Source organism: Mesorhizobium sp. B2-9-1 (assembly GCF_006439455.1).
In the GTDB taxonomy this organism is placed as follows: Bacteria; Pseudomonadota; Alphaproteobacteria; order Rhizobiales; family Rhizobiaceae; genus Mesorhizobium.
Genome location: NZ_VFTP01000023.1, coordinates 34,058 through 60,451, shown reverse-complemented (window position 1 = coordinate 60,451; position 26,394 = coordinate 34,058). Strand labels below are relative to the sequence as shown.

The following is a 26,394-nucleotide window of genomic DNA, read 5'->3' as shown; positions in this document are numbered from 1 at the left end:
TACATGACCGCTCCAGACTTACGCCGCTGCCGCCATTTTGCCTCTTGCCCAAAAGGGGCCGTCCATACATGACGAAGGCGTGGTGCTGCCGGCTCGCTGCGAGCGCCTGGTAAAACGCCCACCTTCGAGATTGGCCGAAGCGTCCGAACTTCGTCATCCACGGGCGGAGCGGGAGCGAAGCGGACGCGCAGACCCGAGGATCCATTCCGCGACCTCGCACGAAGGGTAGATGCGGTGCAGAACGAGGCTTTTTCTGCACCGCTGCGACGCTCATGGGTCACGGAATGGATTCTATGGTCTGCGCTGCGTCGCTTCGCTCCTTGCTCCGCCATAGAATGACGAAGGCGGGGTGGCTGCCGGCTCCCGCGACGTCGGGCGGCTGGCTTGCCTTACATTGCTGCGCCCGGTTGGCGCCACTACCGGCCGGCGTCAGGTTTTAGCGACTCTGTTCAGCGCGTCGCCCGACACCCTGAGAAAAACCTTCCGGCCGTGGCGTTCTGCGCCGAGTCGGTCGTAGAAACGCAGCGCGCCTTCGTTCCAGTCTTCCGTGGTCAGATCAATGCGGCCGATGCCTTTGCCGACGCAATAGCCGGCGAGAAAGCCGACCAGCGCGCGGCCGACGCCCTTGTCTCGGGCGCTGTCGCGCACGAACAGATCCTTCAAGAACATCAGCCGTTCGAGATCAATGCCTGGGTGCGCGATGGCCACCGAGGCGAGGCCGGCCACCTCGCCATCCGCAAAGGCCAAAGCAAAATGCGGATAGGCCGGGCTTTCGTCCTCGAGCCATTGCCGCGCCGTGGCCGCGGCGCGAGCGTGGTCGAGCGGCGCTTGCCGGTAATGCGCCGCCATCGCGCAAAGCACGGTGGCGAGCGCTTCGGCATCGTCGACCCTCGCCCAGCGAATGTCGACGGTCATACGGTTCATCCCAGGAACTTGGCGATGATGGCGTCGCCCATATCGGTGGTGCCGACTTCCTTCATGCCGGCCGAGAAAATGTCCTTGGTGCGCAAGCCGTCGTCGAGCACGGCGGCGATCGACGCTTCGAGCTTGTCGGCCTCGGCGACCATGCCGAAGGAATAGCGCAGGCACATGGCGAAGGAGGCGATCATGGCGATCGGGTTGGCGATGCCTTTGCCGGCGATGTCGGGCGCCGAGCCGTGCACCGGCTCGTAGAGCGCCTTGCGCTTCTTGGTCCTGGCATCCGGCGCGCCGAGCGATGCGGACGGCAACATGCCGATCGAGCCGGTGAGCATGGCGGCGATGTCGGAGAGCATATCGCCGAACAGATTGTCGGTGACGATGACGTCGAACTGTTTTGGCCAGCGCACCAGCTGCATGCCGCCGGCATCGGCCAGCATATGGTCGAGCTTGACGTCGGAATAGCGCGCCTTGTGGGTCTGCGAGACGACCTCGTTCCACAGCACGCCCGACTTCATGACATTGCGCTTTTCCATCGAGGTGACGTGGTTCTTGCGTGTGCGCGCCAGCTCGAAGGCGACGCCCGAAATGCGCTCGATCTCGAACGTGTCGTAGACCTGGGTGTCGATGCCGCGCTTCTGGCCGTTGCCGAGATCGATGATCTGCTTCGGCTCGCCGAAATAGACGCCACCGGTCAGCTCGCGCACGATAAGGATATCCAGGCCCTCGACCACTTCCTGCTTGAGCGAGGAGGAAGCGGCGAGAGCCGGGTAGCAGATCGCCGGCCGGAGGTTGGCGAACAGCTCCATGTCCTTGCGCAACCGCAGCAGGCCGGCCTCGGGGCGCACCTCGTAAGGCACGGTATCCCATTTCGGCCCGCCGACGGCGCCGAACAGCACCGCGTCCGCTGCCATCGCCTTGGCCATGTCGGCATCCGAGATCGCGGCGCCATGCGCGTCATAGGCGCAGCCGCCGACCAGCCCCTCGTCGGTGGCAAAGCCGCTGCCCAGCCTGTCGTTCATGGCCTTGATCAGCTTCTTCACCTCGGCCATGGCCTCAGGCCCGATGCCGTCGCCGGCGAGCAGGAAGAGATTTTTCGAAGCCATGGAGAACCGTCCCAATAGTATCTGGAGAAACCGCGGCCTTGCTAAACGCCAAGTGATTGCGGCGCAAGGGGATGACTGCTGCGAAACACCAATCGCCGCGATCCGTCGCGCCCCCCTCTGGCCTGCCGGCCATCTCCCCCTCTTGGGGGGAGATTGGCAGCTTCGGCGCCGCGCTCACTCCTGCAACGTTGAAGATTGGCGAAAGCCGGAATGACAGCTGATCTCCCCCCTAGAGGGGGAGATGCCCGGCAGGGCAGAGGGGGGCGCTGTCCCGCCAGCGTCTCGCAAGAAACCGTGACGCTACCGATGCGACAGGATATTCACCAGCCTGCCGAACGGATCGCGCACATAGAAGCGACGCACGCCCCAGGGCTCGTCGGCCGGGCCGTATTCGATGGCGAAGCCTGCCTTCTTCATACCCGCAAGCGCCGCATCCACATCGTCGACCTCGATCGACAGGTCCGGCACGGGCGTGCCGGATCCGCCTTGCGCCATGAAGCTCACCTGCGCCTGCATCCGTTCCTCGGACCCGTAGGTGGCGATCCAACCCATATCCATGAGCAGATCGAGGCCGAGCACGCCCTGGTAAAAGCGCTTGGCCGCGGCAATGTCGGATGTGGCGATGTTGGCGACGATGCGCTCGACCTTCACCATAGGCTGACCCCTGCTTTGCGCGCTTTCCCGTGCCGGCAGCCTATGCCGTGCGCCTCAGCGCCGTCACCTCGATCTCGATCTTCATCTCCGGCTTGTTGAGCTGGCACACGATCATCGTCGCCGCCGGGCGGATGTCGCCGAACGCCTCGCCGAGGATCGGGAAGACCACGTCAACATAGGCCTGGTCGGTGACGTAGTAATGCGCCCGCACCACATCGGCCATGTCGAAGCCGCCCTCGGCGAGCGCCTTGGCGATGCTGGCAAGGCAATTGCGCGTCTGCGCCTCGACCGTGTCGGGCATGGTCATGGTGGCATAGTCATAGCCGGTCGTGCCGGAGACAAAACACCAGTCGCCCTGCACCACCGCGCGCGAATAGCCGGCGGTTTTCTCGAAGGGGGAGCCGGTGGAGATGAGCTTGCGCATGGGGTGCCTCGCGGATTGTTTCGACCTGCATCTAGCAAAAGGGGTGCGGCTGGTCGTGAGCCAACGAATGCGAAGCATCGTCACGAAGCAAGCGCCAACCTTGGAGATTAGCGATAGCCGTCCTCCCGTCGTCATTCCAGGGCGGAGCAAGGAGCGAAGCGACGCGCGCAGACCCTGGAATCCATGCCGTTACGCCGAAGCGCCGCCAACCGTGCAGAATTCTGGGCACTCGCACCCTACGGCAACGGTCACGGCATGGATTCTAGGGTCTGCGCTCCGCTTCGCTTCGCTCCGCCCTAGAATGACGAAGCCGCGGATGGTCGTTGCGATACGAACCCTAATTCCCCTGCGCGTCGTCATAGGCCTTCTTGATATCGTCCGGCCAGTCCTTCAGCGGCGGCCAGGCCTGCGGCTCGCCATTGTCGCCGCGGCGGGCGAAATAGACTTTCTGCTTGGCGGGGTCGAGCGCCATGAAGCCGTCATTGCCGCCGCAGTCGTGCGGCACGCAGCCGGTGGCGTAGAAGGCGCCCGACGCCGTCTTTTCGGTGCCGCCGCCGACCAGAAGGCTGGTCGCCATTTCGGGCATGTCGTTGCCCAGCAACGCCTGCCCGGCCTTGTAGACCGCCTCGTTGTGGAATGCGTCGATGATGTTGTCCAATTTCGACGGGTCGACATCCTTCCAGCCGGTGCCGGGTTCGGGCGTGTAAGTTAGATTGCCCAAGGTCGTCAGCCCTTCCGTGGGCGACCATTGCAGCGCCGGCCGTGTCTCTCCCGGCAGCAGATAAGGCACGAAATAGATGGCGCTGTCGGAAACTGCGGCCGGCGGCGCGCCGCATTCGTCCTGCTCGACCGTGGCGGTCTGAATCTCGCCGTCCTTCTTCCAGACGATAACCTTGGCCGGCCCGCACTGGTTGCCGCCGTCGCCGACATCGACCAGCGCCACGTTGACGTCGCCGATCTTGACGATCTTGTCGAAAAAGACGTCGTAATTGCTGGCCAGCTGCTTGCCGTCATAGGACAGCACCTTCTCGCCATCCTGCTCCGGCTGCGTGATGGTGAGCTGGCCGCCCTCGAACGGGATCGGCGCCTGCTTGTCGTCATCCGACGCAGCCTGGTCACTGCCCTGGTCGGCCGCGCCTTGATCGGCAGCCGGCTGGTCGGACGCGGCCGGCGCCGGCTGCGTGGCCGGCGCGGTGGTCTGCGCATTGGCGCCGATCGTGGCGAGAAGGATTGCCACCGAAGCAGCCAGAAGCGAGCGTGTCATGACTGTCCCTCCATTCAGCCGCCACGAACCCGGCCTGCCATGGCCGGAGCCTATCGGTATAGCTTAGGTGCTCAGGCCCAGGGGCGCTGCTCGGCATTCCTCTTCTCGAAGGACGCGATGGCGCCGGCCTTCTCCATGGTCAGCCCGATATCGTCCAGGCCATTCAAGAGGCAGTGGCGCTTGAAATCGTCGAGGTCGAATTTGACCACGCCGCCATCCGGCCCACGGATTTCCTTGGCCTCGAGGTCGATCGACAGCGTCGCGTTGGAGCCGCGCGATGCGTCGTCCATCAGCTTGTCGAGGTCTTCCGGGCTGACCGTGATCGGCAGGATGCCGTTCTTGAAGCAGTTGTTGTAGAAGATATCGGCGAACGAGGTCGAGATCACGCAGCGTATGCCGAAATCGAGCAGCGCCCAGGGCGCGTGCTCGCGGCTCGAGCCGCAGCCGAAATTGTCGCCGGCGACCAGGATCTGCGCCTTGCGGTAGGCCGGCTTGTTGAGCACGAAATCCGGGTTCTCCGAACCGTCCTCATTGTAGCGCATCTCGGCGAACAGGCCGGTGCCGAGCCCGGTGCGCTTGATCGTCTTGAGATAATCCTTGGGGATGATCATGTCGGTGTCGACATTGACGATCGGCATGGGCGCGGCGACGCCGGTGAGCTTGGTGAATTTATCCATGATCCTTGCCCGTCTTTCCTTGGTGGCAGGGGCACGGTTTACACAAAGCGCCGGGCAAATGAAAGTCAGGTATTGGCAGTTGGGTTCGGGCCATTGAACACAAGATCGGGACCATTGGCTTTCAAAACGCGGCTGGCTGAGGCAATTTGGCGGGGATGGTTGAGCCCACCGAAATCCTGTACGCCAGCGAGCCCGCTCTCGACGTCGCTGAATTCCGCCGTGTGCTGGTCGAATCCGGCCTTGGTGAAACACGACCCGTCGATGACGAAGCGCGCCTGAAGACAATGCTCGGCAACGCCAATCTGGTGCTGACAGCGCGGCTCGATATCGAGGGCAAGCCGCTGATCGGCGTCGCGCGCGGCATCACCGATTTTTCCTGGGTTTGCTACATCTCCGAGCTCGCCGTATCCGCCACGGGACAGCGTCTCGGCGTCGGCAGGGGCTTGATGGATGAGGCCCGCCGCCAGCTCGGGCCATCGGTCGCTATCGGCCTGATCTCGGTGCCCGACGCCGTCGGCTTCTACGAACGCATCGGCATGACGCGCATGACCGACGCTTTCTGGTTCTCCCGCAAGCGCTGACCTGAACCGCCACCGATATCGGGAGCCGACTTCTGCCTGGAACCGGCGAGCCAGATCGACCCTGGCTCCCTTCCTCTCCCTCCGGAGGGGGGAGAGGTGGCGCTGCGAAGCAGCGACGGGGTGGGGGAAGGCGCTGCTCAAAAAGCGAAGCCACCTCAAGGCACAATCCGGCAAGAAACTTAGGCGAGCAGTCATCAGGCGGCAGAATATTTTTGCCACCGCTTGACAGGCAACCAAATGGTTGCATATTAAAGCCATGAGCATGGATGCCGTCTTTCGCGCTTTGGCCGACCCGACCCGCCGGCAATTGCTGGACAGTCTCCATGCCCGGAACGGGCAGACGCTGAACGCGCTGTGCGAGCACATGGAGATGACGCGCCAGGCGGTGACCAAGCATCTGGCGATCCTCGAGGAGGCGAACCTCGTCACCACCATGCGCCGGGGCCGCGAGAAGGAGCACTACCTCAACCCCGTTCCGATCAACGAGATCGCCGAGCGCTGGATCGGCAAGTTCGAGCGGGGGCGGCTTGCCGCTCTCAGCGACCTGAAGCAACGCCTTGAAAGGGAAGAGCCGTGAGCGAGAACAGTTTTGTCTATGTTACCTACATCCGCACCACGCCTGAAAAACTCTGGCAGGCGCTGACCGATCCGGAATTCAACCGGCGGTTCTTCCTCAGCTCCCATCAGGAGAGCGACTGGAAGGTCGGCTCGAGCTGGAAGCTGGTCTTCCCCGACGGCCGCATCGCCGATTCCGGCGAGATCCTCGAGATCGACCCGCCGCGGCGTCTGGTGATCAAATGGCGCAACGAATGGATGCCCGAGGTGAAGGAGGACGGCTACACGCGCTGCACTTTCACCATCGAGCCCGACGGCGAATTGATGAAGCTCGCCGTCACCCACGAGGCCGACGGCCCGCACAGGCTGATCCAGAACGTCTCCAAGGGCTGGCCGCTGGTGCTGGCGAGCCTTAAGAGCCTGCTCGAGACCGGCAAGGGTTTCGAGCGCCCGCCGTCGAAAGACTAAAGGTTCGTTTCGGATACGAGACAATTGTCGGCAGAGGTGGATTCGATGCTTCAATTATCCTTGCCGCAGGCCATGGCGAATGCGGACACGGTCATGGCCTCGGCCGAGCTTCCCGCCTCGCCGGACCAGGTTGGCGCCGCGCTGATAACCAGCGAGGTCGAGCGCTGGTGGGGTTCGCCCGAAACTTACCGCATGACCGGCTGGAACGCCGATCTGCGCGTCGGCGGAAGCTGGCGTGTCACGGTGCGAACCGCCGACGGCAGGCACCTGCCCGCCGGCGGAGAGTTTCTCGAAATCGAGATGCCGCGCCGGATCGTGCAGACGCGGCGCTACGACTGGGATCATCCGACGCTCGGCCGGCGCGAAACGACCCTCGCCTATCTGCTGGAGCCGATCGCTGGCGGCACGCGGCTCATCATCTGCCATGGCGGCTTCGCAGGTTTCCCGGACGCCGCGGCGGAACATGCCGAGGGATGGGCGCGGGTGCTTGGGTGGCTGCAAACATATTTTAGTGACGGACGGCAGGCGGCTTAGCGCCACCTTCTCCCCTTGTGGGAGAAGGTGGATCGGCGCGCAGCGCCGAGACGGATGAGGGGTGTTCCAGCGGAGTGAGACGTTGGCTTTCCCTGGAACACCCCTCATCCGTCGCCTTCGGCGACACCTTCCCCCACAAGGGGGGAAGGGGGAGCCCTCAGATCACATTCAGCTCCCTGAACGCCCGTCCCTCAGCCACCCGCTCATACCCGAATGCCCTGCAATCCACCGTCCGATACCCGCCATGCACGATGAGCTCGGCGATCGACTTCCCCGCCGCCGGCGCCTGCTGCAGGCCATGGCCGGAGAAGCCGTTGGCGAACAGGAAGTTTTCGACCTCCGGATGCGGGCCGATCACCGCGTTCTGGTCGAGCGTGTTGTAGTCGTAATGCCCGACCCAGGCGCGCGTCGGCTTGATCGCCTCGAAGACCGGGATGCGGGTGGCTAGGACCGGCCAGATCACCTCTTCGAACAGCGGCCACTCGACCTCGAAATCCGTCGGATCGGGCGCATGATCGCCTTCCTCCGGCTCGGCGCCGCCGGTGATGTAGACCGAGCCTTCGGGCCGCACATAGATGCCGGACGGATCGACCAGCAGCGGCATGTCGGCGAATTTGTCGCGCGCCTCGAAGACGAAGACGTTGCGCTTGCGCGGCTCGACCGGCAGCGCCAGCCCGGCAAAAGCCGCCACCTTGCCCGCGTTCGGGCCGGCCGCGTTGACGACGATGCCGGTTTCCAGCGTCTCGCCATTGTCGAGGCTTACGCTGGTGACGCGGTTGCCGTCACGCGCGATGGCGGTGACGGAGGCGGTGATGAGATCGATCTTCTTGTCGCGCAGCGCCTTGCGGAACAGCGTCAGCATCGCATGCGCGTCGAACCAGCCCTCGCCGCTGCGGCCAAAGGCGCCGGCGGAAATACCTTCGGTCGACAGCCACGCGAAACGCTGCGTCAGCTGCCCGGCATCCTCCAGCAGGATGTCGGCGCCCTCGGCGACCTGCGTCTCGTGATTGGCCTTGAGGATCGGCAGCCCGGCCTCGCCGGCGAGGATGAGATAGCCGCCCTCGCGAAAGCCGATATCGGCGTCGGCGCCGAAGGTTTCCTTCAGCCGCCGGAACAGTTTCAGCGTGAACTGCGACAGGCGGATGTTTTCAGGGATCGAGAATTGCTGGCGGATCGAGGCGCAGGACAAGGTCGTCGCCGCATGCGAGAATTGCGGATCGCGTTCGATCAGCGCGATGGACCCGGCAAAGCCCTCCTCGCGCAAATAATAGGCGACCGAGGACCCGACGATGGCTCCGCCGATGATGACGATATCGTAGCGCACGCTTTCGGCTCTCCAGTTCCAGGGCATGATCCTGCGACGCAGGCACCGGTTCTTCGGACAGGATCACGCTCGAATTCAAACGACCGGCAAATCGATCTCGAAGCGCGTGCCGCGCTCGGAGTCAACCAGCCTGATCGTGCCATCATGCGCTTTCAGGAGGGCCAGCACGATGCCGAGCCCCATGCCGGTGCCGCCGGTCTCGCGCCTCGTGGTGAAGAAGGGCTCGAAGATCCTGGCGCGGTTGGCGGCCGAGATCCCGTCGCCGTCGTCGCCGATCTGGACCGACGCGCGCTCGCTATCGGCTGAAGCATGGATCGCCACCTGTCGGGCGCCATGTCGTGCCGAATTGTCGATGAGATTGGCGAGCACGATGCCGAGATTCTCGGCCGAGATGCCGAGCCTGATATCGCCGCCGCCGTCAAGCCGCGCTTCCAGCCTTGTGTCGACCGGCAAGGATGCCAACGCGGCATGAAGCGTCGTGTTTTCGCCGCTCGGTTCCAGATTTTCAGCGCGCGCCAGGTCAAGCAGCCGGCGCACCAGGAGATTGAGCCGCCCGGCGTCGGTGACGATGTTGTTGGAGAAACGCTTGCGCTCGGCCTCGTCCATCGCGCCGCCGGAATCGCGAAGCAGCTCCGCCGCGCCCTGGATCGCCGTCAGCGGCGATTTCAGCTCATGCGAGACATGGGTGGCGAAGGTCTGGATGCTGTCGGAGCGCGCCTGCAGTTTTTGCGCCATGTCGAGGAACGCCGCCGAGAGCGCTGCCATCTCGCGCGTGCCGTGATGGGCGAGCGGCCGGATCGCCTCGCGGTCGCCGGCGGCGATGCGCTTCGTCCGCTCGATCAGCGCGTAGATCGGCCGGCTGACGGTGCGGATGAACACCAGCGCGATCAACAGCGTGCCGCCGAGGATGGCGATCGCCGCCAACGTCACCTTGCCGCGCTCGCCATAGAGGTGCTTGACGATGTTGTTCGGCGTTCGCGACAGATAGACCACGCCCGCGACCCGGCCGTCGAGCTCGACCGGCAGGGCGACGAAGACGCGCACCCTGGTGCCGCGGCTCACCGAGTAGAGCGGCGGCGGCGGCTGGTCGGGAATGCGCAGCCTGAGCGCGCTAGCATAGGCGCCTGAAAGCGCGGTCCGCACCTCTTCGATTTTGCCGAGCGACTGGCCGACCTCGTCGCCGCCGGCGATCACCACGCCGCGCGGGTCGAGCAGGCGGAAGCCGGCAAGCGTCGTTTTCTGCGTCTCGTCGAGGATGCCGTCGAGCCGCGCGCCTATTGCCGCGAAGGTCGGATCGGCGGTGGCGGGAAGCGCCGCCGGGCGCGTCGGCATGACATCGTCCGAGGCAAGGTCGAGGCGCGGCTCGATCGGATCATAGGGATAGTTGTTGTCCCTTGCCGGATCGGCCGAGATCGGCGACCCCAGTTTTTCCTGGGGAATGCCGGCAGCACGCACCTCCCGGGCATAGACGGCGGCGGCGACCGCGCCTTGCGCGATCAGCTCGCCCTCGGTCTGGCGGATCAGCTGGTTCTCATAGAGCCGGAAGAAGAACAGCCCGACCAGCGGCAGCGCCATCACCAGGATGAGGATGACGACAACGACGGTGGCAAGCCTGGGCCGCCACTTCTCCTTGCTCAACCACCGCATCGGCCGAGCCGGAAACCAACGCCGTGCACCGTGGCTATCGCATCGAGACAGCCGACCGCCGCCAGCTTGGCCCGCACATTGCGGATATGGCTGTCGACCGTGCGCTCCGAGACATGGATGTTCGAGGCATAGGCATTGGCCATCACCGCCTCGCGGCCAAGCACATGCTGCGGGCGGGCGAGGAAGCCTTTCAGGATCGCGAATTCGATCGCCGTCAAGGTGAGCGGCTTGCCTTCGAAGCTCGCTTCATGGCTTGACGGGACGAGCATGAGCTTGCCATGCACGAATTGACGGTCGTCGGCTTCTTCTTCGACCGGCGCCGGACGCGCGCGCCGCAGGATGACGTTGACGCGGGCGACCAGCTCGCGCGGGCTGAACGGTTTCGTCACATAATCGTCGCCGCCCATCTCCAGCCCGAGCACCCGGTCGATCTCCTCATCGCGCGCGGACAAAAACAGCACCGGTACATCGGACTTTTGCCGCAGCCTGCGGCAGACCTCCAGCCCGTCCATCTCCGGCATGCCGATATCGAGCACGATGAGGTCGGGCGCGCGGCGCTCGACCGCTTGCAGCGCCGCTGCGCCGTCGGCGACGGCGGCCGTCTTCATGCCGGCCTTTTCCAGCGCGAAGCAGATGATCTCGCGGATATGCGGGTCGTCGTCGGCGACAAGGATGTTGTGCGGCATGAAGTCAGCGGCCCAGCGCGTAAGGTTGGATGACGGCAGGATTAGAGCAATTCCAGGCAAAAGTGCGAAATTGTTTTCGGTCCGGAGCTGCATCGGGACAAGGAGATGAATCGACAAAGGCTTCGGGGCATTTGCGCATGCCTGGGCAGAGCCCATGGCAAGCTGGCAAAGAGCGTCATCGCCGGGCCGTCCTCGGAACGTCCGCTCCCACCATGCGGAGCGACCTCGGGGCGAAAAGCAGGATGCCTGCCTCATGGCATGGCCTTTGCGGCTCGACGAGCCACCAGCCTTCGTTGCGGAGCCGGCGCGGCAGCGACCAGCGGGATTTATGAGGCGTTCGCATGCCGCCGGTTTCGCCGGCCCATGCGGAAAGCGCGCGGCGGAATCCCGGAGCTTTTCAGCAAGAATTTGCAGATTTGGTGCAGAGGCAATCGCCAGATATTGGCGCTGCTCCTCACCTGCCTGCCGGCATCCTCTCCCCGTATAGTGACGGGGAGAGGGGAACACTCCCGCCGCCGATTTCGCCAATCGTCAACGTTGCAAGGAGAGCGGCGAGGCTGCGGCCAGCCCCTTCTCCCGTCACTATACGGGGAGAAGTGCCCGGCAGGGCGATGAGGGGCAGCGCAGGTATTTCGGCAGATAGCCTGCGTACTTGCTTCGCTTGAACTCACCCGGCATAGATCGGCCATGGCTCAAGAACCCTACCGCCCGCGCCGTTCGGTGCTCTACATTCCCGCCTCGAACGACAAGGCGCTCGCCAAGATCGGCTCCTTGGCCTGCGACGCCGTCATCATCGATCTCGAGGATGCCGTCCTGCCCGCCGGCAAAAAAGCCGCGCGCGACAAGGTCGCCGGCATTCTCGCCGGGCGCGAACGGCGCTGCGAGATGGTGGTGCGCATCAATCCTTTGGCCAGCGAATGGGGCACCCATGACCTCCTGGCAGTGGCCAAAGCCGAGCCCGACGGCATTCTTCTGCCCAAGATCGCCACGCCGCGCGATATCCTCGAGGCCGGCGACCTGCTCGACGACAATTTCGCGCCGGACAGCGTGAAACTATGGGCGATGGTCGAGACGCCCAGGGCGCTGCTCAACATCGGCGCCATTGCCGAACTCGGCCGCGATCCGGCTTCGAGGCTGGCTTGTTTCGTAACCGGAACGAATGACCTGATGAAGGCGACCGGCATCCTGGCGACACCCGATCGGCGCTATCTGATGCCGTGGCTGATGCAGCTGGTGCTCGCGGCGCGGGCCGGCGGCCTCGACGTCATCGACGGCGTCGCCAATGATTTTCGCGATCTCGACGCTTTTGCCGGCGAATGCGCCGACGGGGCCGCCATGGGCTTTGACGGCAAGTCTCTGATCCACCCCGCCCAGATCGAGCCGGCGAACCGCGCCTTTTCGCCGTCGCCCGAGAGGCTGGCTGCGGCCCGTGCGATCAAGGATGCGTTCGCGCGGCCCGAGAATGCCGGCAAGGGCGTGATTGCGATGGACGGCCGCATGGTCGAACGGCTGCATCTGGCGGAAGCCGAGAAACTTCTGGCGAAGGCCACGATCATCGGCGCATGATGCACCGGTATTCAAGATAGGCTCGATAAATGAAACTCTACCGCTTTCTGTCCGGTCCGGACGATTCGACTTTCTGCCACAAGGTGACGGCAGCCCTGAACAAGGGCTGGCACCTGTTCGGCTCGCCGACCTATGCCTTTGACAAAAAAACCAAGTCGATGCGCTGCGGCCAGGCCGTGGTGAAGGATGTCGAAGGCCAGGACTACGGCCCGGACACCAAGCTCAGCGACTGGTAAAAGGGCGGCGCCCCTCCGACTTCGTCATCCTAGGGCGGAGCGACGCGAAGCGGAGCGCAGACCCTAGGATCCATGCCGTTACGTCTGCCGAAGAGTGCTGCGATCGAGAATAAAAACCCGTTCTGGGATGCTCTCGTAAGGTAAAACAACGTCTGAACCGCTGCAACGTTCACATGTCACGGCATGGATCCTAGGGTCTACGCGCGTCGCTTCGCTCCTTGCTCCGCCCTAGGATGACGAGTGCCTGGGATGGCGATGTGGCTCTCACCCAGCCGCCGCCTGCTCCGCCGCTTCCTCGATCCGCTCCATGTCGTCGTCCGACAGGCCGAAATGGTGGCCGATCTCATGGATCAGCACATGGGTGACGATGTCGCCCATCGTCTCTTCATTCTCGGCCCAGTAGTCGAGGATGGCGCGGCGGTAGAGCGTGATGCGGTTAGGACCTTCGCCGGTCTGCGGGTTCCAGCGCTCGGCGATGCCACGCCCCTCGAACAGGCCGAGCAGGTCGAAGGGCGTCTCCAGCGACAGATCGTCCATGATCTCGTCGGTCGGGAACTCGGCGATCTGGATGATGATCTCGCCGGTGAGCTTGCGGAACTCGTCCGGCAGATGGGCATAGGCCTCCAGCGCCAGAAGCTCCATCTCGTCCATCGACGGCGAGAGCTGGTCGTGCCAGGTGCGGGTCTTGTAGATGCGGGCCATGAAACGTCCTTTAATCCCGGCATATAGGCTTTCACGCCGATTGAGGCAAATGGACCGGCTGGGGTGTTCGCTTTCAGGGTAAAAGACGAAGGAATAAATTCCTTGTGACTCTGCTTGACTCTTCCGGGCGCCTCTGGAATCTATAGGAACATAACAGGAACAATTGCTGCTGGAAGTGAACGTCATGGCGGTGAGCGCCGTGGCGCGGGACACTGTTTTTGCCCTGCGCCGCCAGATCGCGAAGATCGAGGGAACGCTGCCCGAGCGCCTGCAGGCGCCACCGGGGTGCGCGCCCGGAATTGCGCAAAACCAAACATCCAGCGATGCCGCCGGGCCGGACATGACGATTGTCCGGCCCGGCCTTGCCGTGGCTTCGGCGGACGCCTTCCTCCACACCGGCATCGATCGCCTCGACGCAGCGCTCGGCGGCGGCCTGCCCAAGGCGGCGCTCAGCGAAATCCATGGTCTGGAGACCCGCGATGCCGGCGCCGTTGCCGGCTTCGCGCTGTCGCTCGTAAGTCTGGTCCTCAGGGAAAAGCAGGGTCTGCCGATCCTCTGGGTCGGCACGACGGAAATCTTCCACGAGGCCGGCATGCCCTATGCCAGGGGCCTTCACGCCCTGTTCGGCGTCGAGCCCGGGCAATTGCTGTTTTCCGAGGCGCCGAAGCTGCTCGACGCGCTGTGGATCGCCGAGGAGGCCGCCCGCATGACGGCCTTTGCCGCGGTCATCCTCGAGATCCGCGGCAGTCCGCGGCTTCTCGACCTCACCGCCACGCGCCGGCTGCATGCGCGGGCCCGGAGCGCCGGCCGCCCGCTGCTGTTGCTGCGCCAGGCCGGCGAGGCCGATCCCACCGCCGCTCCGGTGCGCCTCATCGTTTCGGCGGCGCCCGCGGCAAGCCGCGAGACCCTCGCCGGGCCGCTCGCCGGCTCGATCGGCCGCCCCGCCTTCAAAGTCGATATCGGCAAGAGCCGCACGGCCCTGCCTGGACAGTTCACACTGGAGTGGAACCCCAATGAGCACGCTTTTGCAGAAAGAACAGAGAATTCTGTCGCTGTGGTTTCAGCATCTGGCCGCGGAGCGGATCCTGCGCCAGCGTCTGGGGCGGTCCTGGCGTTCCCGGCCCTCGCATCGCCTGCCGTCGCCTCAGCCGCCTCTGGTGATCAGCCATCGCGACAACAACACCCAGCGCATCGCAGCCCTCGACGAGCGGGCTGAGGCGCTCAGATTGAAGCGCGGCATGGGCATCGCCGATGCGCGCGCCATGCATCCCTCGATCGATGTGGTCGAGGCAGACCCGGAAGCCGACCGCCGCCTGCTCGAAGGCCTTGCCGACTGGTGCGACCGCTACACGCCGCTGGTGGCGATCGACGGCGAGGACGGGCTGTTCCTCGACGTCACCGGCTGCACGCATCTGTTCGGTGGCGAGCGCGCCATGCAGGACGAGATCCTCGCCCGCTTCTTTCAGCAGGGCTTCGATGTCCGCGCCGGGCTGGCCTCGACGCCGGGCGCCGCCTGGGCGGCGGCGCGCTTCCATGGCGATCGCATCGTGGCCGGCGGCGAGGAAGAGGCGCTGCTTTCGCCGTTGCCCTTGTCGGCGCTGCGCATCGCGCCGGAGACCCGCGCCAGCCTGGAAAGTGTGGGCCTGCGCACCGCCGGCGCGGTGATGGCAGCCCCCCGCGCACCGCTCGCCCGCCGCTTCGGCGCTACCTTGCTTCTGCGCCTCGACCAGGCGCTCGGCCGCCTCGACGAGGCCGTGTCGCCGCGCCTCCCCGTCGCGCCGCTCTCGGTCGAGCGCCATCTTGCCGAGCCGGTCGTGCTCACCGACGACATCGAGCGGCTGGTGAGCCGGCTGGCGATCGCCTTGAAGACCGATCTCGAACGTCGCGGCGAGGGCGCAAGGACGCTGGCGCTGCTTCTCTTCCGCGTCGACGGCGCCGTCAACCGCATCGCCGTCGGCACCTCGCGCCCGATGCGCGAGCCGCGGCTGATCCAAAGACTGTTCCACGAACGGCTCACCGCGCTGGAGCAGAGCATCGACGCCGGCTTCGGCTTCGACCTCGTGCGGCTGTCCGTGCTGTCGGTCGCGGCCTTCGACTTGGTTCAGGGCGACCTCACCGGCGAGACGGACGACGATGACGCCGACATCGCGCTCTTTGCCGACCGCGTCCGCGCCCGTCTCGGCGAGGCCGCCGTACTGAAGCCGGTGATCGTCGAAAGCCATCTGCCGGAGCGCGCCGTCAAGACCGTGCCTTTCGCCGAAGCGCCGCAAAGGCGCGCCCCGGCGGCCGGACGGACGCCGCCGCCCCGAACAGCGCCACCGATGACCGTTTACCCGCCGGAGCGGCCGGTGCGCCTGTTCCGCTCGCCCGAGCCGATCGAGGTGCCGGCGACCGAGATCCCGGAGGGACCGCCGATGAATTTCCGCTGGCGGCGCGCGCTCTACCGTGTCGCCCGCGCCGAAGGGCCGGAGCGCATCGCCGCCGAATGGTGGCGCCAGCTGCCCGGCGAGGAAGAAGCGCCGACCCGCGACTATTACCGCATCGAGGACAGCGAGGGGCGCCGCTACTGGCTCTACCGCCAGGGCCTCTACAGCAGCGCGCCGCAGGCCGCGCCGCCGCGCTGGTTCATGCATGGGGTGTTCGCATGAATGCGCTGACCGTCATCCCCTATGCCGAGTTCGGCATAAGCTCGAATTTCTCCTTCCTGCGCGGCGCTTCGAAACCCGAGGAGCTGGTGGTGACGGCGAAGTTCTACGGTTTTGCCTCGATCGGCCTTGCCGACCGCAACACGGTCGCCGGCGTCGTGCGCGCCTGGCAACAGGCCAGGGTGGAAAAGCTCGCCTACCATCCCGGCTGCCGCCTGGTGTTTGGCGACGGCACGCCGGATATCCTCGCTTATCCCCGCGACCGCCAGGGCTGGGGGCATCTCTGCCGCATGCTCACGCAAGCCAATCTGCGCGACGAGAACGAGAAGGGCGCGACGCTGCTCCAGCTGAGCGACCTGCTCGAATGGGGCGATCGGATGTCGCTGGCGATCCTGCCCGATCTGTCGGCAGGCGCGGAAGACAACCTGGCATTCATTAGCCGGTTTAAGGATCGCTTCGGCGCGGCGCTCCGGCTGGCCGTGGCGCCGGATTATGCCGGCAACGACCGTTTCCGCATCGAGCAGGCTTCCGCGATGGCCGAGCATGCCCGCGTCCCGCTGATGGCGACCAACGACGTGCTCTACCATGCCGCCGATCGCCGTCCGCTGCAGGACGTGCTGACCGCAATCCGCCTCAACACGCCGGTTTCCGAGGTCGGGCTGGAGCTGATGGCCAATGCCGAGCGCCACCTGAAGCCGCCGCTGGAGATGGCGCGGCTTTTCCGCCGTCACCCGCAGGCGCTGGCCGAGACGCTGCGCTTCGCCGACGAGCTCGCCTTCTCGCTCAGCGACCTCGAATACAATTATCCGGACGAGCCGACCGAATCCGGGCTTGGACCGCAGGCCGAGCTCGAACGATTGGCACGGGAAGGCGCGGCCGTTCGCTATCCGGCCGGCGTTCCCAAGGATGTGTTGAAACGCATCGACAGCGAGCTCGTTTTGATCGAACGCCTGAACTATGCCCGCTATTTCCTCACCGTCCATGACATCGTCAAATTCGCCCGCAGCCAGGGCATCCTTTGCCAGGGCCGCGGTTCGGCCGCCAATTCGATCATCTGCTTCTGCATCGGCATCACCGAGGTCGGACCCGAGCGCATCGACACCTTGTTCGAGCGCTTCATCTCGGAGGAACGCAACGAGCCGCCCGACATCGACGTCGACTTCGAGCATGAGCGGCGCGAAGAGGTCATTCAGTACATCTATACGAAATACAGCGCCAAGCGCACCGCTTTGGCCGCCGCCGTCATCAGCTATCGCGGCCGCTCCGCCTTGCGCGAGGTGGCCAAGGCCATGGGCTTGTCGGAGGATGTCCGCAGCGCGCTGTCCAGCACCATCTGGGGCTGGTCGACCTCCGAGCTCGGCGAAAGGGAAGCCAATGCCGGCGGCCTCGATCGTACCGATCCGCTGTCACGTCAGGTGCTGGAACGCGCCAACGAGATCATGGGCTTTCCCCGCCATCTTTCCCAGCATGTCGGCGGCTTCGTCATCACCCGCGACCGGCTCGACGAGGTCGTGCCCATCGTCAAGACGGCGATGGAGGAGCGCAAGATGGTCGAGTGGGACAAGGACGATCTCGACGCGGTGAAGATCCTCAAGGTGGACGTGCTGGCGCTCGGCATGCTGACCTGCCTGAAGCGCGCCTTCACCTTGCTCACCGATCATTATCCGCGGGCGCGCGATCCGTTTGGACAGCCTTATGTGCTCGCGACCCTTCCCGAAGAGGACAGGCGCGTTTACGCCATGATCCAAAGAGCCGATACGCTCGGCGTCTTCCAGATCGAGTCGCGTGCGCAGATGTCGATGTTGCCGCGCCTCAAGCCGGCAAATTTCTACGACCTCGTCATCGAGGTGGCGATCGTGCGCCCCGGCCCGATCCAGGGCGACATGGTGCATCCCTATCTGCGCCGGCGGCAGGGCAAGGAGAAGGCCGAATACCCCAAGCCTGAGTTGGAGGAGATTCTCGGCAAGACCCTTGGAGTGCCTTTGTTCCAGGAGCAGGCGATGAAGATCGCCATCGTCGCCGGCGGCTTCAAGCCGGGTGAGGCAGACGAGTTGCGCCGCGCCATGGCGACCTTCAAACGCACCGGCACGATAGGAAACTATGAAACGCGAATGGTCGAGGGGATGGTCAAGAAGGGCTATCCCAGGGAGTTCGCCGAGCGCTGCTTCAAGCAGATCGAAGGCTTTGGCGAATATGGCTTTCCTGAAAGTCACGCCGCCTCCTTCGCGCTGCTTGTCTACGCCTCCTGCTGGTTCAAGACTTTTTATCCGGACGTGTTCTGCGCCGCGATCCTGAATTCCCAGCCGATGGGTTTTTACCAGCCGGCCCAGCTCGTGCGCGATGCGCGCGACCATGGCGTCGAGGTGCGCGAAGTCGACATCAACCATTCCGTCTGGGACTGCACGCTGGAGGAAACCGCCTTGGATCCGTCCCGCATCCTCGAGCGCCACGCCTCGATGCGCGGCGTCATCGAGACGGCTCACGCCGTCCGCCTCGGCTTCCGCCAGGTCAAGGGCCTGTCCGAAGAGCGCATGGATATAGCCATTGTCCGCCGCGGCGACGGCTATCGCTCGGTCAGGGACGTCTGGCTGCGCTCGGGCCTCGATGTCGGCGAGATCGAAAGATTGGCTGAAGCCGACGCCTTCCGCTCGATCGGCCTCGACCGCCGTGCCGCGCTCTGGGAAGTCCGCGCCCTTGACGGCAAGAGCGCCGCCGAGAAACTGCCGCTGTTCGATCAGCCGTCGCTTCGCCTGCGCGAGCTGGAGCCGGAAACGAGACTGCCGAAAATGCCGCTCGGCGAGCATGTCGTGCACGACTACCGCTCGCTCGGCCTGTCGCTGAAGGAGCATCCCGTCGCCTTCCTGCGCGAGCGGCTGGATCGCGCCGGCGTCACCCCCAACGCCCGCCTGCCGTCTGTGCGCGACGGCCGCCGCGTTTCCGTCGCCGGGCTGGTGCTGGTGCGCCAGCGTCCGGGCAAGGGCAATGCCATTTTCCTAACGCTGGAAGACGAAAAGTCGATCGCCAACGTCATCATCTGGCCACGCGTCTTCGACCGCTTCCGCCCGGTGGTCATGGGCGCGCGCCTCATCCGCGTCACCGGTAAGCTGCAGCATGAATCGGACGTCATCCACATCGTCGCCGACCGGATCGAGGATTTGACGTCCTGGCTGAGCGTGCTGCTGGAGTCCACCAATCGGCCGGTCATCGAGCATAATCCCGCCGAACGGCCGGTTGGAGCCGCCGCAAGCCGCGGCCAGCCGGTCCGCCAGGAGATCGAGGCCCTGTCGGGTGCCGCGCAACAAGTCATGCCCAAAGGGCGGAATTTTCAGTAGCAGCGATTTCCAGCACAATAGGGAACGCAGCAGGGGCGAAAAGCGCCTTCGTCATCCACGGGCGGAGCAAGGAGCGAAGCGACGCGCGCAGACCCGTGCCGTGACCTAGGAGCGCCACTCCGGTGCAGAATTCTGCTCCGCTGCGCCCTTCGATCAAGATCACGGCATGGATTCCAGGGTCTCCGCGACGGAGCTCCGCTCCTGCTTCGCCCTGGAATGACGACGTAAGAACGTCCCGCCAATCTCGAAGGCCGCATGACAGCGCAAGCCCTGCTTCACGAAGGCCCGCCGAGCCGCGGCGGCGGGGTCAGCATGTCCTCGGCCGAGATCGTGCGCGCCTCGGAGGGCAGCATGATCGGGATGCCGTCGCGCACCGGATAGGCGAGCTTCGCCACGCGCGAGACCAGCTCGTTGCGCTCGGGGTCCCAGGTCAGCGGTCCCTTGGTCAGCGGGCAGGCGAGCAGCTCCAGCAGCTTCGGGTCGACCGTGGCTTTTCGTCCGTCCCGTCCGTCCGCCGCCATCGCACTCTTCCCTTGTCCTCTACACGGTCTAAGTGTGTTGAGATTCAGGTCAGGCCGAGTCGAGAACGGTGGCTTCCGAGAACCGGAGCGGAGCGTACTTAACGTACGTGAGCACCGGAAGCGCAGGAAGCTGCCGTTCGCAGGCCGGGCTCACCTGAATATCAATACACTTATTGTAGACTCGAGCCAAACTCATCATCCTCGCGCGCCAGCGTCATTTCGGTGATGGCGATCAGCGTTTCGGCGCGCGTCTTCAGGTCCGGCGCTTCCAGCAGCGCCTGCTTCTCGGCCGGCCCGTAGGGCGCCATCATCGACAGCGCGTTGACCAGCATGCCGTTTTCGGCGCGGCTGACGCTTTCCCAGTCGGCCTCGAGGTCGTTGGCTTGCAGATAGGAGCGAAAGGCCTTGAGCAGCGCCGGCCGGTCGACCTCGGCGCCGGCCGGGTCTTCCTCGAGGTCGGCGAGAAACGGCGCGATCTTGCACTGCCGGAACGGCGCCTTCGCCGTGAGCTCCTGCACAATGCGAAACCGGCACACGCCCTGCAGTGAGATCAAATAGCGCCCGTCGCCCGTCTCGGCGAGCGAGATGATGCGCCCGGCGCAGCCGACGCTGCACAGTTCGGGCTCGCCGTCGTCGCGCAATGCGCCGTCGAGGCTGGGCTGGATCATGCCGATCAGCCGCGAGCCGGCCATCGCCAGGTCGATCATCTGCAGATAGCGCGGCTCGAAAACGTTGAGCGGCATGCGGCCGCCCGGCAGAAGCAGCGCTCCGGCGAGCGGGAAAACCGGGATTGCCGCCGGCAGATCCTTGGCAAGCCTGTAAAGTGCGTTACCGACGCGCACCGCAACCCTCCCAAAGCAACGCCGGCAAGCGTATCAAGCTGCAATCTCCTCTCGCATCGGCAAATTCGTCACGATCTGCATCCGGCCCCGCCCTTATCTGGCGCTGACGTCCCGCTGCGCAAGCCTGCCGGCTGCGACAGCCGGCAAAAAAATTCACGGCAATTCCGGGAAAAGTATGCAGTTGGCTCGGCGACTTCGCCGCAGCCTTCCGTCCGGAATTGCGCGAACCGAACTTAAAGCGGTTCGCCGGCTCTGTGAATTGCCGAAACCGTTCTACGAGAACAGCAGCGACGAGAGCTTGCGGCGTGCCGCGAGCGTCGCCTCGTCGGTCATTCCCCAGGCTTCGAACAGCTTCAACAGCTGCGCCCTGGCGCCGTCGTCGTTCCAGGTCCGGTCGGCCTTGACGATCGCCAGCAAATTGTCGGCGGCCGCGTCGCGCTCGCCGCGCGCGTTCTGGATCATCGCCAGATCGAAGCGCGCCTGATGGTCGGCCGGGTCGGCGGCGAGCCGGCGCTCGAGCTCGGCCGGATTGCCGAGCGCGGCCGCTGCCGCGGCAAGCGTCATCTTGGCGCGCAGTGCGGCCAGCGCCGGCGCGTCCTTCTTGTCCTCGGGCGCCCGGGCGAGCACGGCCTCGGCGCCTTCCACGTCCCCGGCATCGTACAGGATCTCACCCAGACCTGCGACCGCCTCGATCGTCTCCGGCGCCTGGTCGAGGACCGCGTCGTAGATGTCGGCCGCGGTCTGAACGTCGCCAGCTGTACGCGCCTCGGCCGCCGCGGCAAGCGCGTCGGCGATCTGCGGCGCGCCGCCGCCCTTGCCGCCGACCTTCTCGATGAATTGGGCGACCTGGCTTTCCGGAACCGCGCCCATGAAACCGTCGACCGGCTGGCCGTCCTTGAAGGCGATGACCGCGGGAATCGACTGGATGCCGAGCTGGCCGGCGATCGAGGGGTGATCGTCGATGTTCATCTTGACCAGCTTGACCTTGCCGCCGGCGTTCTTCACCGCCTTTTCGAGCTGCGGCGTCAGCTGCTTGCAAGGCCCGCACCATGGCGCCCAGAAGTCGACCAGCACCGGCTGGCGGCGCGACTCCTGGATGACGTCGGCGGCGAAAGTCGCGGTTGTGGTGTCCTTGATCAGGTCGGCCGCCGCCGGCCCGTCGCCGAGCGAGACCTTGGCGCGGTCGCCGCCGCCATATTGCACCGTCTGGGCATACTGGCCGCCATTGCCGCCAAACGCGCCGCTATACGGATTCTCGTCACTCATCTTCTCGCCCTTTCGGTCACGCTCTCAGGCGTCGGCGCCCGGCGCGTCATTGTCGGATTTCGGAAACCGCCTTCCATGTGGCGATCAGCCCCCGAGTTTCAAGGCAATAAGGCCTTCAAGGCAAGGGCACCTTCAAGGTCATGAGACCTTCAGGATAACAGGATCGTGGCCGGTTGCCTCGACGAATCTGATCAGGTCGGCGGCGGCGATCGAGGTCGTCGCCTCATTGGTCAGCGGATGGCCGTTGATGACGGCGTGGCTCATCAACGCTTCGTCGAGCACGATCTTGACCTTGCCTTCCGTGTCGTTGATCAGGCCGAAAACGGTGACCGCTCCGGGGGTGACGCCGAGCAGCTCCATCAGCATCTCCGGCCTGCCGAAGGACACCCGGCCGGCGGCGCCGATCAGGTGGTGGATCTGCTTCAGGTCGACCACGGCGTCCTCGCCGACGGTGACGAGGAAATAATTGTCCTTCTTGTCCTTGAGGAACAGGTTCTTGGTGTGGCCGCCGGGAATCTCGCCGCGCAGGTCTTGAGAATCGGCGACCGTGAACAGCGGCGGGTGCCGCACCGTCGAGACGGAAATGCCGAGATCGGCAAGAAATTCGTTGAGATCGGCTTCGGTCTTCGGCATCGGTCCTCGCGCGGTCAAAAAAGGGGTCATGCCGTTTACGGCCAACCGTGGCGTCGGGGCAAGGCCGCCGACGCATTCCGGCCAAAGCGGGCGGCGGCGGCGCGTGCGGATTTGCGACCGGTCCGGCTTGGCGTCGCTTCGATGCTTTTGAAGCGAATGTCGCCGCGGGAAGAATTCGCGCCAAAAAAGACCGTCATTTCCCTGTTGCAATCGGCGCGCTCTTCGGCCATATAGGCGCGGCTTGCGGCCCAAGGCCGCGCGAGCGGGTGTAGCTCAGGGGTAGAGCACAACCTTGCCAAGGTTGGGGTCGAGCGTTCGAATCGCTTCACCCGCTCCAGTTTCCTTTAAGGAAATTAAGCGCTTATCGAAATGGGCCGGATCAATCCGGCCTTTTCCATTTGCGCCGGGCGGCACCAGGGCACCCCGTAGCGTAGGAACAACTGTCGTCACGGGCGTCCGCCCACTCGAAATTGCGGGGAAGAATCAGACCTGCGGAAACTCTGAGCCTGTCAAGGAAAATAGTGGATTGGACTTCGTTTATGTGCATACTCTTAAGGCACAGGCTTTAAGTGTTTGATTACATTGATCTCCTTTTCATGCTTCCAAGCTTGAAATTGGGAGTCACATCAACAACTTAATGGGTGGGAGCCGAGGTCGCGCGATGGAAATCAAGAAATTGGATGATTCGGCGCAGCGTGGGGAAAAGAAGCCAGGGCTGCGTCCTATTCCCCCTCTTAACACGAAGATTTCTCCGGAAACGCGTGAAGCGCTCAAGCAGATTGACGCCAACATCCGGACCGCCGAGCAAAAGAGCGGGTACTTGCTAGTAGGCTAATTGCCTTGCATATTGGGTTCGGCTTGGGGAGGGTCGAACTTAGATGGCGGTATCGGCAATTTTGCTCGACGCTGCCGGCTGGACGCAGATTGAAACTATTCTGCAGGCTGGGCAGGCCAATCCTCACATTGTTGGCAACATTGTTACGCACCTGCGAGCTCTTGCCGCGCAGACCGTGTTGCTTGAAGACGAATACCTGGATCGCGATTTTACAGAAGCTTTCGCGGCCTATTATGCACGGCTATTCAAGCGTCACAGCAAGCTATGCAAGCGGTTACATTTTTTTCGAAGCGACCTGACGCAAATAGTTGGGCTCGCATCTCCTACTGATATCGCGCTCCAACTTCAGGAGTGCGCGACGGATTACTTGGGCTTCGTGGTGCTCCGCCCAATTCACGAGGCTCCTTTGGCGCAAGCCGTCTTGCAGGCGCCCGACACTCCTGCGAATTCAGAGGGACATGTTCTTGTCCGAGCGAGATATCAGGCTCACGTCCTAGGGGCCGAGTTCGCTATCGATACCCTTCCAATGACCCAACAGGACCAGCGGATCGGTGCGTGCGCTCAGGCGGCGATCTGGACTGTGGCGCGCCATTTCCATGCGCGCCACAAAGGTCCCTGGATATCTACCGTCGGGATCACGGAGGCCGCTATGACCGGGGAGTGGGCCAGTGTTGCTTCCACAATCCCCAACGGCTCTGAGTTCCTAAGCTTAAACGGGATGGTTTCAGCACTGAGGGCTGCAGGCAGAAAGCCGCTGACATACGCCGCAACGATTGGCAGCAATCCACCGAACTGGCAGGGAATTCGACCAACCGATGTGATCAATCGTTACATTGATTCAGGCATTCCAGTTATCGTCGGACTGGGCAATCTTGGCGCTGACATCGGCCACGCTGTTGTCGCATCTGGTCAAGTCTTTTCCCATGGAATGCCCGCCGCTGCATTACCGGTACGCCCTACCCGCGCTGCCTTCTGCTCCGCGTTTTATGTCAACGATGACCAGCAGGGTCCCAATCGACGAATGGCTGTTGCCGTCGGGAACGCGCTCGGGGAGACACCTTACAATGTCCACGCCAACGTGATTTCACTGATTATTCCGTTGCCTGACAAAGTCTTCGTTCCGGCCGAGAAGGCAGAAGCATTCGCCTGGGACTTTCTGCAGATGTACGCCGCGGCATGGCCACAGCTGCGGCAAGACTACGCAAACGATCTCGGTCATAGCGTCGCTTTGGGAGACGGGTTCACCCACCAATTTCAGCAAAACGAAGTGATAGCAAGAACATACCTAACGTATGGGTGGAAATACAAACATCGGATGCTTCGCAATAATCTCACCGACGCGACAAAATCTCTCGCAAGAGCAACCGAATTGCCTCGTTATGTATGGGTAACCGAGTTTGGCACGCGAATTTCTTTTTCACATGCCGACAAGTTCCAGCGGCGGATTTTTGCACATTGCGTCGTCGACGCCACGGCGAAAAATATGGGAGACGACAGTCGCCTTTTCTTCCACGCGCCCGGATTTGCCGTGAGCCGCGCCCACGATCTGGTTAATCCGGACGGGCCTTACAAGCAGGAGATGGCAGCGATTGCCGATGATCGAGAATACTACCCAAAACTTCGCGGCAACATCGACTTCGCGGGATATTAGCATAGCGTCTCGCGCGTCACGCCGTCGCGATCCAGTTCCACCCCACGAGCAGTTCTGCAGATGCCTTTGGGCCTCATCGCACGAGCTGACCAGCTTGCACGTTCGCGGCGGCTCGCTGGAATAGCCGCTCTGAGCGACCAGCTTGCGGCTGACGATGCCGAACGGCCGGCTGGCCGGCACCGCGCCGTCGGCGTGCGAAGCACGCCAGTCCCATAGCACATCGAGCTTGCCAACCCACAGACCGACCTTCGCCGCTTCCGCCTTCGCCTCACCCGCTCCAGTTCCTTCAAGCAAACGAAAAGCCGCGGTCTCCGCGGCTTTTTCGCATTTGTGGCCTGCGGGAAACCCGGGCCGCAGTTACGTCTGGACCGTCGGCAACGCGCATTGCCGCATCCCACGGATCTCCCGCAAAACATCCAGCAGATGGTTCACGCGATATTTTCCTTCAAACAGCCACGTTCGCCGCCCGGAAAGTATCCGCTGCCCATCGGACTTGAGTCGCATGCCGAAGGGACTGTAGAGCCTCTTTTGCCGGGTGCCCGACAACTATATGTTGTGTGAAAGTGCTGGAATTAATCCGGCCGGGCAGTCTCGCGGGAGGCATTCCCGCAAGTCGTTACGTTGGGGCATAGCTGGAGCAATTCCAGGAAAGTGTGAGCGGTTGTGGTCGACGACTTCGCCGTAGCCTTCCGTTCGGAATTGCGTCAAAGCAAAGATACGTCGGCCATGAGGTTCACATCCTTACAGGATCCGTGCGGCCAATGGATGGTGTTTGATTTGCGGTCCGGTTTCCCGGCGCGAATACCGAACATGCTGCTGCTTGGCCCGACTCGCGAGGAGGCGCAGCAGCTCGCGGGGCAGGCAAATGAAATCCTCTCGGTGCCGCGCTCCGCCGTACCTCTTTCTCGATATTTGATCGCCCCGCGATGGAACGATTGGGCATCATCGGAAATTTAGCTTGCGCTAAAACAAGGAGCGCCCATGAGATTCGCGGCAATGCAGGATCCCTGCGACGACTGGCTTGTCTGCGATCTGGTTTCCGATCTCCCGGCGGAGATAGCAGGCCGGCTGCTGATCGGGCTGACGCAACGCGAAGCCGAGCAACTTGCCGATCGGGCCAATGCCGAGCCAATCGGGCAGGCCATCAATTGGCCGGTCCCATTCGCCAGCGTCGCCTGAAGGCGCCCGGCCTCGGCGACCCGCCTCGCCGACCGCGCATCGGCGATTCAACCCCAGATCACATTGGATAACATTTGCGTTCCACCTCCGTTTCAACACCGGGGCGGCTTTCTATATGTCGTTTCTGGGCCGAGATCCGCCGGCGGCG

General features: G+C 64.0%; 27 protein-coding genes and 1 tRNA gene. 14 read left to right on the top strand and 14 right to left on the bottom strand.

All coding sequences use genetic code 11. The features are described 5' to 3' along the window. Positions 1-429: 429 nt before the first annotated feature. The 6 genes from FJW05_RS25445 to leuD all read right to left on the bottom strand — a co-directional run bounded on the left by FJW05_RS25445 (position 430) and on the right by leuD (position 5,043). On the bottom strand, positions 430-915 hold the full coding sequence (locus FJW05_RS25445) for a GNAT family N-acetyltransferase (protein ID WP_140636644.1): 486 nt from the start codon (positions 913-915) through the stop codon (positions 430-432). A 5-nt stretch (positions 916-920) separates the two neighbouring features. Further along, entirely contained in the window at positions 921-2,024 is a 1,104-nt protein-coding gene (leuB, locus tag FJW05_RS25440; protein WP_140636642.1) for a 3-isopropylmalate dehydrogenase, read from the bottom strand. 300 nt (positions 2,025-2,324) lie between these two features. Beyond that, complete coding sequence (locus FJW05_RS25430; protein ID WP_140544732.1) at positions 2,325-2,675, bottom strand: VOC family protein; 351 nt, start codon at positions 2,673-2,675, stop codon at positions 2,325-2,327. Positions 2,676-2,718: 43 nt separating this feature from the next. After that, complete coding sequence (locus FJW05_RS25425; RefSeq protein WP_140636641.1) at positions 2,719-3,102, bottom strand: RidA family protein; 384 nt, start codon at positions 3,100-3,102, stop codon at positions 2,719-2,721. A gap of 337 nt (positions 3,103-3,439) precedes the next feature. Continuing rightward, positions 3,440-4,366, bottom strand: coding sequence for a hypothetical protein (locus FJW05_RS25420; RefSeq protein WP_140636640.1), 927 nt, complete (start codon positions 4,364-4,366; stop codon positions 3,440-3,442). A 71-nt stretch (positions 4,367-4,437) separates the two neighbouring features. Continuing rightward, entirely contained in the window at positions 4,438-5,043 is a 606-nt protein-coding gene (leuD, locus tag FJW05_RS25415; protein WP_040987979.1) for a 3-isopropylmalate dehydratase small subunit, read from the bottom strand. Positions 5,044-5,198: 155 nt separating this feature from the next. Between leuD and FJW05_RS25410 the strand changes: the two genes are divergently transcribed. The 4 genes from FJW05_RS25410 to FJW05_RS25395 all read left to right on the top strand — a co-directional run bounded on the left by FJW05_RS25410 (position 5,199) and on the right by FJW05_RS25395 (position 7,181). Beyond that, the gene (locus tag FJW05_RS25410; RefSeq protein ID WP_140636639.1) at positions 5,199-5,624 is read left to right on the top strand and encodes a GNAT family N-acetyltransferase; all 426 of its coding nucleotides are present in this window, start codon (positions 5,199-5,201) and stop codon (positions 5,622-5,624) included. Positions 5,625-5,880: 256 nt separating this feature from the next. After that, positions 5,881-6,201: a metalloregulator ArsR/SmtB family transcription factor gene (locus FJW05_RS25405; protein ID WP_095770025.1), complete on the top strand. Its 321-nt coding sequence runs from the start codon at positions 5,881-5,883 to the stop codon at positions 6,199-6,201. Next, positions 6,198-6,647 (top strand): SRPBCC family protein, encoded by a 450-nt coding sequence (locus tag FJW05_RS25400; RefSeq protein WP_140636638.1) that lies wholly within the window; start codon positions 6,198-6,200, stop codon positions 6,645-6,647. Before FJW05_RS25405 ends, FJW05_RS25400 begins: the two co-directional genes overlap by 4 nt. A 45-nt stretch (positions 6,648-6,692) precedes the next feature. Continuing rightward, positions 6,693-7,181: an SRPBCC domain-containing protein gene (locus FJW05_RS25395; RefSeq protein WP_140636636.1), complete on the top strand. Its 489-nt coding sequence runs from the start codon at positions 6,693-6,695 to the stop codon at positions 7,179-7,181. A 157-nt stretch (positions 7,182-7,338) separates the two neighbouring features. Here FJW05_RS25395 and FJW05_RS25390 read toward each other — a convergent pair whose 3' ends face one another. From FJW05_RS25390 to FJW05_RS25380, 3 genes are all read right to left on the bottom strand, one after another. Continuing rightward, positions 7,339-8,505 carry an FAD-binding oxidoreductase gene (locus FJW05_RS25390; RefSeq protein WP_140636634.1) on the bottom strand — a complete coding sequence of 389 codons (1,167 nt, stop codon included), beginning with the start codon at positions 8,503-8,505 and terminating at the stop codon, positions 7,339-7,341. 75 nt (positions 8,506-8,580) lie between these two features. Next, the gene (locus FJW05_RS25385) at positions 8,581-10,152 is read right to left on the bottom strand and encodes a HAMP domain-containing sensor histidine kinase (RefSeq protein ID WP_140636632.1); all 1,572 of its coding nucleotides are present in this window, start codon (positions 10,150-10,152) and stop codon (positions 8,581-8,583) included. Continuing rightward, positions 10,140-10,838: a response regulator transcription factor gene (locus tag FJW05_RS25380; protein WP_140636630.1), complete on the bottom strand. Its 699-nt coding sequence runs from the start codon at positions 10,836-10,838 to the stop codon at positions 10,140-10,142. The genes FJW05_RS25385 and FJW05_RS25380 overlap by 13 nt, the downstream gene beginning before the upstream one ends. Positions 10,839-11,525: 687 nt before the next feature. Between FJW05_RS25380 and FJW05_RS25370 the strand changes: the two genes are divergently transcribed. Both FJW05_RS25370 and FJW05_RS25365 read left to right on the top strand, forming a co-directional pair. After that, a complete protein-coding gene (locus tag FJW05_RS25370; RefSeq protein ID WP_140636628.1) occupies positions 11,526-12,404 on the top strand; it encodes a CoA ester lyase in 879 nt (292 codons plus the stop codon). A 29-nt stretch (positions 12,405-12,433) separates the two neighbouring features. Continuing rightward, a complete protein-coding gene (locus FJW05_RS25365) occupies positions 12,434-12,640 on the top strand; it encodes a DUF1737 domain-containing protein (protein WP_140544689.1) in 207 nt (68 codons plus the stop codon). Between the two features lie 264 nt (positions 12,641-12,904). Here the strand turns inward: FJW05_RS25365 and FJW05_RS25360 are convergent, their stop codons facing one another. Next, positions 12,905-13,342, bottom strand: coding sequence for a metallopeptidase family protein (locus FJW05_RS25360; protein WP_095769832.1), 438 nt, complete (start codon positions 13,340-13,342; stop codon positions 12,905-12,907). 184 nt (positions 13,343-13,526) lie between these two features. Here FJW05_RS25360 and FJW05_RS27850 point away from each other — a divergent pair, with 184 nt between their 5' ends. The 3 genes from FJW05_RS27850 to FJW05_RS25345 are packed head-to-tail and all read left to right on the top strand — an operon-like array spanning position 13,527 to position 19,319. Further along, positions 13,527-14,558: a hypothetical protein gene (locus FJW05_RS27850; RefSeq protein WP_140636646.1), complete on the top strand. Its 1,032-nt coding sequence runs from the start codon at positions 13,527-13,529 to the stop codon at positions 14,556-14,558. Further along, positions 14,500-15,990, top strand: coding sequence for a DUF6504 family protein (locus FJW05_RS25350; RefSeq protein WP_140636627.1), 1,491 nt, complete (start codon positions 14,500-14,502; stop codon positions 15,988-15,990). Before FJW05_RS27850 ends, FJW05_RS25350 begins: the two co-directional genes overlap by 59 nt. After that, positions 15,987-19,319 (top strand): error-prone DNA polymerase, encoded by a 3,333-nt coding sequence (locus tag FJW05_RS25345; RefSeq protein WP_140636626.1) that lies wholly within the window; start codon positions 15,987-15,989, stop codon positions 19,317-19,319. Before FJW05_RS25350 ends, FJW05_RS25345 begins: the two co-directional genes overlap by 4 nt. Positions 19,320-19,594: 275 nt before the next feature. On the opposite strand, the gene FJW05_RS25340 is transcribed toward FJW05_RS25345, so the two are convergent. The 4 genes from FJW05_RS25340 to FJW05_RS25325 all read right to left on the bottom strand — a co-directional run bounded on the left by FJW05_RS25340 (position 19,595) and on the right by FJW05_RS25325 (position 22,581). Next, positions 19,595-19,840 carry a Trm112 family protein gene (locus tag FJW05_RS25340; RefSeq protein ID WP_140636625.1) on the bottom strand — a complete coding sequence of 82 codons (246 nt, stop codon included), beginning with the start codon at positions 19,838-19,840 and terminating at the stop codon, positions 19,595-19,597. Between the two features lie 170 nt (positions 19,841-20,010). After that, on the bottom strand, positions 20,011-20,682 hold the full coding sequence (locus tag FJW05_RS25335; RefSeq protein WP_140544699.1) for an LON peptidase substrate-binding domain-containing protein: 672 nt from the start codon (positions 20,680-20,682) through the stop codon (positions 20,011-20,013). A 273-nt stretch (positions 20,683-20,955) separates the two neighbouring features. After that, positions 20,956-21,948 carry a thioredoxin gene (trxA, locus tag FJW05_RS25330; RefSeq protein WP_140636624.1) on the bottom strand — a complete coding sequence of 331 codons (993 nt, stop codon included), beginning with the start codon at positions 21,946-21,948 and terminating at the stop codon, positions 20,956-20,958. Between the two features lie 138 nt (positions 21,949-22,086). Then, positions 22,087-22,581, bottom strand: a complete 495-nt coding sequence (locus FJW05_RS25325; RefSeq protein WP_140636623.1) for a prolyl-tRNA synthetase associated domain-containing protein — start codon at positions 22,579-22,581, stop codon at positions 22,087-22,089. Positions 22,582-22,843: 262 nt separating this feature from the next. Here FJW05_RS25325 and FJW05_RS25320 point away from each other — a divergent pair. The 5 genes from FJW05_RS25320 (at position 22,844) to FJW05_RS25305 (ending at position 26,246) form a co-directional block, all read left to right on the top strand. Beyond that, positions 22,844-22,918 (top strand) — tRNA-Gly (locus FJW05_RS25320). A gap of 324 nt (positions 22,919-23,242) precedes the next feature. After that, the gene (locus FJW05_RS27540; RefSeq protein ID WP_181165070.1) at positions 23,243-23,416 is read left to right on the top strand and encodes a hypothetical protein; all 174 of its coding nucleotides are present in this window, start codon (positions 23,243-23,245) and stop codon (positions 23,414-23,416) included. A 43-nt stretch (positions 23,417-23,459) separates the two neighbouring features. Continuing rightward, positions 23,460-25,067, top strand: a complete 1,608-nt coding sequence (locus tag FJW05_RS25315) for a hypothetical protein (RefSeq protein ID WP_140636622.1) — start codon at positions 23,460-23,462, stop codon at positions 25,065-25,067. Positions 25,068-25,730: 663 nt separating this feature from the next. Continuing rightward, positions 25,731-26,024 carry a hypothetical protein gene (locus FJW05_RS25310; protein ID WP_140636621.1) on the top strand — a complete coding sequence of 98 codons (294 nt, stop codon included), beginning with the start codon at positions 25,731-25,733 and terminating at the stop codon, positions 26,022-26,024. 24 nt (positions 26,025-26,048) lie between these two features. Then, complete coding sequence (locus FJW05_RS25305) at positions 26,049-26,246, top strand: hypothetical protein (protein WP_140636620.1); 198 nt, start codon at positions 26,049-26,051, stop codon at positions 26,244-26,246. The last annotated feature ends 148 nt before the right edge of the window (positions 26,247-26,394 follow it).